At 39.3% G+C, this 6,810-nt stretch carries 4 protein-coding genes and 1 pseudogene; all 5 read left to right on the plus strand.

Annotated elements, in window-relative coordinates:
- The first annotated feature begins 97 nt into the window (after positions 1–97).
- Positions 98–3,395 (plus strand): annotated as a pseudogene (fabD, locus tag N3I35_15235) (ACP S-malonyltransferase).
- Between the two features lie 18 nt (positions 3,396–3,413).
- Complete coding sequence (locus N3I35_15240; protein MCX8131433.1) at positions 3,414–4,403, plus strand: D-fructose-6-phosphate amidotransferase; 990 nt, start codon at positions 3,414–3,416, stop codon at positions 4,401–4,403.
- Positions 4,404–4,430: 27 nt separating this feature from the next.
- Positions 4,431–4,700 (plus strand): acyl carrier protein, encoded by a 270-nt coding sequence (locus N3I35_15245; protein ID MCX8131434.1) that lies wholly within the window; start codon positions 4,431–4,433, stop codon positions 4,698–4,700.
- A 5-nt stretch (positions 4,701–4,705) separates the two neighbouring features.
- Positions 4,706–6,055 (plus strand): long-chain fatty acid--CoA ligase, encoded by a 1,350-nt coding sequence (locus N3I35_15250; protein MCX8131435.1) that lies wholly within the window; start codon positions 4,706–4,708, stop codon positions 6,053–6,055.
- A 15-nt stretch (positions 6,056–6,070) separates the two neighbouring features.
- On the plus strand, positions 6,071–6,808 hold the full coding sequence (locus N3I35_15255; protein MCX8131436.1) for an SDR family oxidoreductase: 738 nt from the start codon (positions 6,071–6,073) through the stop codon (positions 6,806–6,808).
- Positions 6,809–6,810: the final 2 nt, after the last annotated feature.

Below are 6,810 nucleotides of genomic sequence, written 5' to 3' on the forward strand. Positions count from 1 at the left end.
TTTAACGACTTTATTAAGAAAAAACAAAAGTGTTTATTTAGTTAACAATAAATATCCTGTAATTAACGTATTGATTTTGAAAAGGGTGATATTAAGTATGAAATCCATTGTATTTATGTTTTCAGGACAAGGTTCTCAGTACTATCAAATGGGAAAAGAACTTTTTGTCCAGGATCAAGTTTTCCGAAAGTGGATGATAAGATTAAATGATATTGCAAAACAAATCGGCGGCATTTCTGTTATTGATCAGCTATACAGTGAGGAAAAGCGTATAGGCGAACCATTTATACAGCTTAAATATACCCATCCGGCAATTTTTATGGTGGAATATGCTATGGCACAAAAATTACTAGAAAGCAGAATAGAAGCTGATTTTGTCATGGGTACCAGTTTAGGAGAGTATGCAGCAGCTGCTGTAGCTGGTGTTTTAGGGGTTGAAGAAGCAATGGAAGCTGTCATAAGGCATGCACAAGCCATTGAAACTTATTGCTCCGGGGGAGGTATGCTTGCTATTATTCATGACGTTAATCTGTTTTACGAACTGCCGTTAATTAACAAAAACAGTGAATTAGCCTTCTCAAACCATGAATCACACTTTGTAGTTTCGGGTAGAACGGAGCAACTAAAGCAAATTGAGGAATACCTAAAAGGAAGAGAAATCTCATACCTAACATTACCAGTTAACTATGCCTTCCATTCTTCATTAATAAACCCTGCAGCAGATAGCTTTATAAGTTATCTGACTGCCAAACGTTATAAGAATCCTCAAATTCCTTTTATTTCCTGTTTATATGGTGATCGCCTGGCATCTGTAGAAGGTGACTATTTGTGGGAGGTTACAAGGAGGCCGATTAAGTTCCGTGAAGCTGTCAGGGAGCTGGAGAGGGAAATGGATGGGAAGTTAGTTTATTTGGATCTGGGGCCTGGAGGTACATTAGCCAATGTTGTGAAGCATAATCTTAAGGAAAAGTCTCAATCAGAAAGCTTTGCAATTATAACGCCTTTTAATAGGGAGCTAAAAAATCTGGCAAAAATAACAGAGTCTTTAAACGTAAATTCTTTAGTTAATAATCATAGCGAGGTTAACAGGAAAAGACAGGAAATAGTATATGTTTTCCCGGGTCAAGGGTCACAAATAAAAGGAATGGGAGATAAACTTTTTGATGAGTTCCCGGAAATAGCTAAGAAGGCTGATGAAATACTTGGCTATTCAATAAAAGAGCTTTGTTTGCAGGATCCACATAATTTTTTAGGAAAAACCCAGTATACACAGCCTGCACTATATACAGTAAATGCTCTCAGTTATCTGAAGAAGATCAAGGATACAGGAACAAAGCCGGATTATTTAGCTGGGCATAGTTTGGGTGAATACAGTGCATTGTTTGCCGCAGGTGCTTTTGACTTTGAAACCGGGCTGAAGTTGGTTCAAAAGAGAGGGGAACTAATGAGCAGGGCAAGTGGAGGAGGCATGGCTGCAGTTATAGGCTTAAGCGATGACAAAGTGGAAGGGATCTTGAGAGAAAATGGTTTTGACACTATTGATATTGCAAATTACAATAGTCCGACTCAGATTGTACTGTCAGGACCAAAGGATGAAGTAGTAAAAGCTGCACATTTATTTAAAGCTGCAGATGCAATGTATATACCTCTGAACGTGAGTGGCGCATTTCATTCCAGATATATGTCAGAGGCGAAAGAAAAATTTGAAAAATTTATTGACGAGTTTACATTTAGCAAATTGGAAATCCCGGTTATTTCTAATGTTCGTGCAAGGCCTTATAAGACCAGCCAGCTGAAAGCTAATCTGGTTGAACAAATAGTTTGTCCGGTAAAATGGACCGAAAGCATTAGGTATTTACTGGGACGGGGTAGCGTAGTGTTTGAAGAGGTAGGACCAGGCAATGTACTAACCAAACTGGTGGATAAAATACGACAGCAGTCTGAACCGCTGGTGATCAATGATAATGAATAGGTGAAGGGTGAAAATGCCTGATGTATGAATGCTTGGGCATTTTAAAATGGTAAAAGGTTTCATGGAGATTAACTTTTTAAAGATAACAGCTTCATCTTTAGGTAATGACGGATTTAGGAAAGATTACAATCTCAAGTACGCATATATAGCAGGTGCCATGTACAGGGGAATATCTTCTGCAGATATGGTAGTAAGACTTGGTAAAGCAGGGATGCTGGGCTTTTTCGGTACGGGAGGACTCAAGCTGCAGCAGGTAGAGAATGCAATCCTGAAGATTCAGAAGGAATTAACAAGTGATCAGCCGTATGGTATGAATCTAATCTATAATCCTAACAAGCCTGAATCAGAAGATCAGGCTATTGATCTTTTCATCAGGTGCTGTGTCAGGAATATTGAAGCTGCAGCATATATGAGCATAACTCCCGGATTGGTAAGATTACGGAGCCAAGGTTTAAAACGTAATCCGGACGGGACTATACACGGAAACAGCAGAATAATTGCAAAGGTATCAAGGCCTGAGGTTGCAGAAGCATTTTTAAGTCCGGCACCTGAGCGGATTATTCTTAAGCTGGTTCAGGAAAACAAAATCAGTGAAGAACAGGCTGAGCTGCTAAGAGAAATACCTGTAGCGGAGGATTTATGCATAGAGGCAGATTCCGGTGGTCATACCGATGGTGGTGTGGCTTATACCCTGATGCCAGCCATGCTAAGGCTTAGGGATGAAATGATGAACAAATACAAGTACTGCAAAAAGATCCGAATTGGCGCTGCCGGTGGAATTGGCACTCCGGAAGCGGCAGCGGCAGCTTTTATTATGGGTGCCGATTTCATTGCAACCGGATCTATAAATCATTGTACTGTAGAGGCAGGCACAAGTGACATAGTAAAAGATATGCTGCAGCAAATGAATATTCAGGATACCGAATATTCTCCGGCAGGTGACATGTTTGAAATAGGGGCCAGGGTTCAGGTACTAAAAAAAGGGGTGTTTTTCCCCGCCAGGGCAAATAAACTCTATGACATGTACAGGTTTTATAATTCACTGGATGAAATAGATGAGAAGAGCAAAACGCTAATTCAGGAAAAATATTTCAAACGTAGTTTTAAGGAAGTTTTTGAAGAAATCAAAGGGCATTTGTCCCCACTTGAGCTGGAGAGAGCAGAAAAAAATCCCAAGCACAAGATGGCATTAATCTTTAAATGGTATTTCAGGTATTCCACTCTGTTAGCCCTGGACGGTAATCCCGAATGTCAAGTGGATTACCAAGTGCACTGCGGTCCGGCGTTGGGTGCACTAAATCAATGGTTAAAAGGAACTTCCTTAGAGAATTGGAGAAACCGGCACGTTGATGAGATTGGTGAAAAACTCATGACAGAGACTGCGGAACTTCTCACACGACGCATTAAATCCCTAATAAGTTAACGATTAAGGAGGCATAGAATGTTAATTGAGAATATTGAATTAACTATGAGTCATGTTGGTTTAGGGACGTTAAATGAATATGCGCTTCTTTTGTTGTTTGGAAATGCACATAGCCATCATCTTACACTTAATACAGGGATTTGCCCGGATGAAATAAAAGATAATCAAGGGCTGACTCTTTATCCTGCATATTTTATGACTCACCTTAAAGTCCCCAAGAATTTGCTGCTTTCGACTTACAAACTTTGGGACAATATATCGGTAGGTGTAGATGTAGCCCGTTTTGGGGAAACAATTTTAGAATCTTTATATGTATTGGGCAAACAGGGGGAAATCGCATCAGATACTGCCCGATGGGATCTGGAAAAGTATCCTTCCATGAGAGCTAACAGTTTAATTATTGTCGATGTTGGTGAAACAGGAGGGTTTGCACGAAAGGTTTCTATTCCCAAGCCGGAATGCATTGCTGTCTTACCCAAGGTATCAAGAGCTCCGGAAGCAATACCCAGAAGTAAAAATATCCGCAGTTCTGGCTTTGGTTTTGAACCTGGAAATCTTAAGACGCTGGATCCAATTGTGTATTATGTAGCCAGTGACCAGGATGCAGCTCCAGGGCATGCTATGGTTTTTGCCAAATTTACCAGAATAATGGACTGGGCAGAATATATTATGCTTTCTCAACAGTTGAAGCCAGGTTTTCCGTCCAATGTTTTGCAATACCTGTCAGTACTTGAAAGGGAAACATTTTATTACGGAAATTGTTTTGCCGGTGAAACTTTGGAAGTATATATCAAAGGTACAATCAAAGAGTGTGATCCGAACTATCACGGGGATTCATTACAGATTATTTCTGTTGCAATTTTATCATGCCAGATAGAAATATACCTGCAAAGAAATAAAACGCTCCTGGCTATAGCAAATGCTAAAAAACTGTTAGCCCTGCCTACTTCTTCCCAGGATTTTATTCCGGATATTAAGCGAATAATCAACAATCTGAATAAAAACTAAAATAAAAATTTGAGTGAGGTAATTTAAATGGAACAAACAGAAAAGATAATCAAGAATGTCATTCAGGAAATATTAGAACAAAAACCTTATAAAGTTACGGAAATCAAAGATGAACAGAGACTGATTGAGGATCTGGGCTTTTCATCACTTGATATTGCCCAGCTAATCGCCCATTTGGAAATTGAACTGGATGCAGACCCATTTTCGCAGGGAGCTTTGATTTCCAGTGTTCGTACGGTTAAAAGCTTAATTGAAGTTTATCAGGCCTGTTTGGATGGAAAAATTGTGAGGAGTTAAAGAAAATGAGTGAAAATAGCTGGATATTGGAGAAACTCGGAGAAGTGGAAAAGGATGAATTTCTGGTTTTTAAAGACAGGATTTATAGCTATTCCGATCTTATCTCGAACATAAATACATGGAGAAGCAAACTGAAACGTCTGGGGGTAGCCGAAGGGGAATGTGTGGCCTTAATAGGGGATTATTCGCCTAACATTATCTTTTTGTTTCTAGCTCTGGTTTTAAATAAAAACATAATTGTTCCCATTGGAAGAGAATCACAGGATAAACTAGATGAGATGCTTTCAGTTGCAAAGGTTAACAAATGTTTTCAATTTGACACGGAAGATAATTGGGAATTCACTATAGCAGCTGAGATTTCCGATTCACCTTTATTGGATGTCTTAAGAAGGGAAAGGGAATCGGGCATAATTATTTTTACATCCGGAACTTCCGGAAAAAGCAAAGCGGCAGTACTAAACACGTCAAAGCTTATTGAGAAATATCAGATATCTAAACGAAAACCGTTCCGTACACTGATCTTTTTGAAGCTGGATCATATTGGAGGGATAAATACGCTTTTCTCCATAATGTTCAACGGCGGAACAATCATAACCTCTGAAGGCAGAACTCCCCAAGCAGTCTGCGAAGTAATACAAAATCAAAGGGTCGAGCTGCTGCCTACAACTCCAACCTTTCTAAATATGTTACTGATGGCAAGGTCCTATGAGAGTTATGACATATCCTCGCTAAAAATCATAACTTACGGCACAGAGCCAATGCCACAGTCTACTCTTAATTCAGTGAACAGATTGTTTCCATTGGTAACGCTAAAGCAAACCTATGGCTTAACTGAGTTGGGTATATTTTCAACGAAATCAAAGGATAACCATTCTAATTGGCTGAAGGTGGGAGGTAAGGGTATAGAAACAAAAATTGTTGATAATACGCTTTGGATAAAAGCCAGCTCGGCAATGCTAGGCTATCTTAATGCCCCATCCCCCTTTGATGAAAACGGTTGGTACAATACAGGCGATGAAGTTGAAGTTGATGGAGAATATATCCGTATATTAGGTAGAAAAAGCGAAATTATCAATGTTGGAGGAGAAAAGGTCTATCCGGCAGAAGTGGAAAGTGTTTTGCTGGAAATTCCCAATATAAAAGATGTTCTGGTAACAGGAAAAAGGAGCCCGATTACCGGGCAAATCGTAACAGCTGCTGTTGTTCTTGAACAGCCGGAAGAAATAAAGGACTTAAAAAAACGGATCATTGAATATTGTAAAATACGTCTTTTACCTTATAAGATACCCACAATAATAACCATATCCGATAAAGAACTGGTAAGCGAGAGATTTAAGAAAATGAGATGTATTTAAGAATGGGGGCCAAATATGAATAATGGTAGGGTAGTTATAGTAAGCGGGGGAAGCCGTGGATTGGGTAAAGCTATTGTTCAAAGCCTTTTAAACCATAACTTTATTGTTGCTGCATTCAGTCGGAGTGAAACTGATTTCATTAAGCAGCTAAAAGAAAATGAAGAACATAAAGATAATTTTTACTGGGAGCCTATAGATGCGAAGGATTATAATTCCTTGAAAGTCTTTGTATCCAACCTTTATAAAAAATACGGGGGAATAGCAGGGCTTGTAAATAATGCGGGTGCAAGTCTTGAACAATTGCTTCCCCTTACTAACGAGGATAATATTGACGAAATACTTAGCTTGAATCTGGGCTCCGTTATTAACTTAACCAGATACGTATCCCGTGTAATGCTTCTGAAAAATGAAGGTGTAGTAATAAACATAAGCTCCATAGTAGGTTTGAGAGGCTTTAAGGGAACATCTGTTTATGGTGCTTCTAAAGCGGCCCTGGATGGTTTTACACGGAGTCTTGCACGGGAATTGGGAAGCAAAGGAATACGGATCAACTCAATAGCACCGGGCTTTTTAGATACCGATATGACAAAGGAAATGACAGAAACAAAGAAAGCTCAAATTATCAGAAGAACACCTTTGGGTCGCTTAGGTGATGTAGAAGATATAGTAGGGGTGGTAAGGTTTTTATTATCATCTGAAGCTAAATTTATAACCGGTCATACATTTGTGGTCGATGGTGGTTTGACCTGTTAAAC

The sequence above is a fragment of the Clostridia bacterium genome, assembly GCA_026414765.1.
Lineage (GTDB): Bacteria > Bacillota > Clostridia > Acetivibrionales > DSM-27016 > SKW86.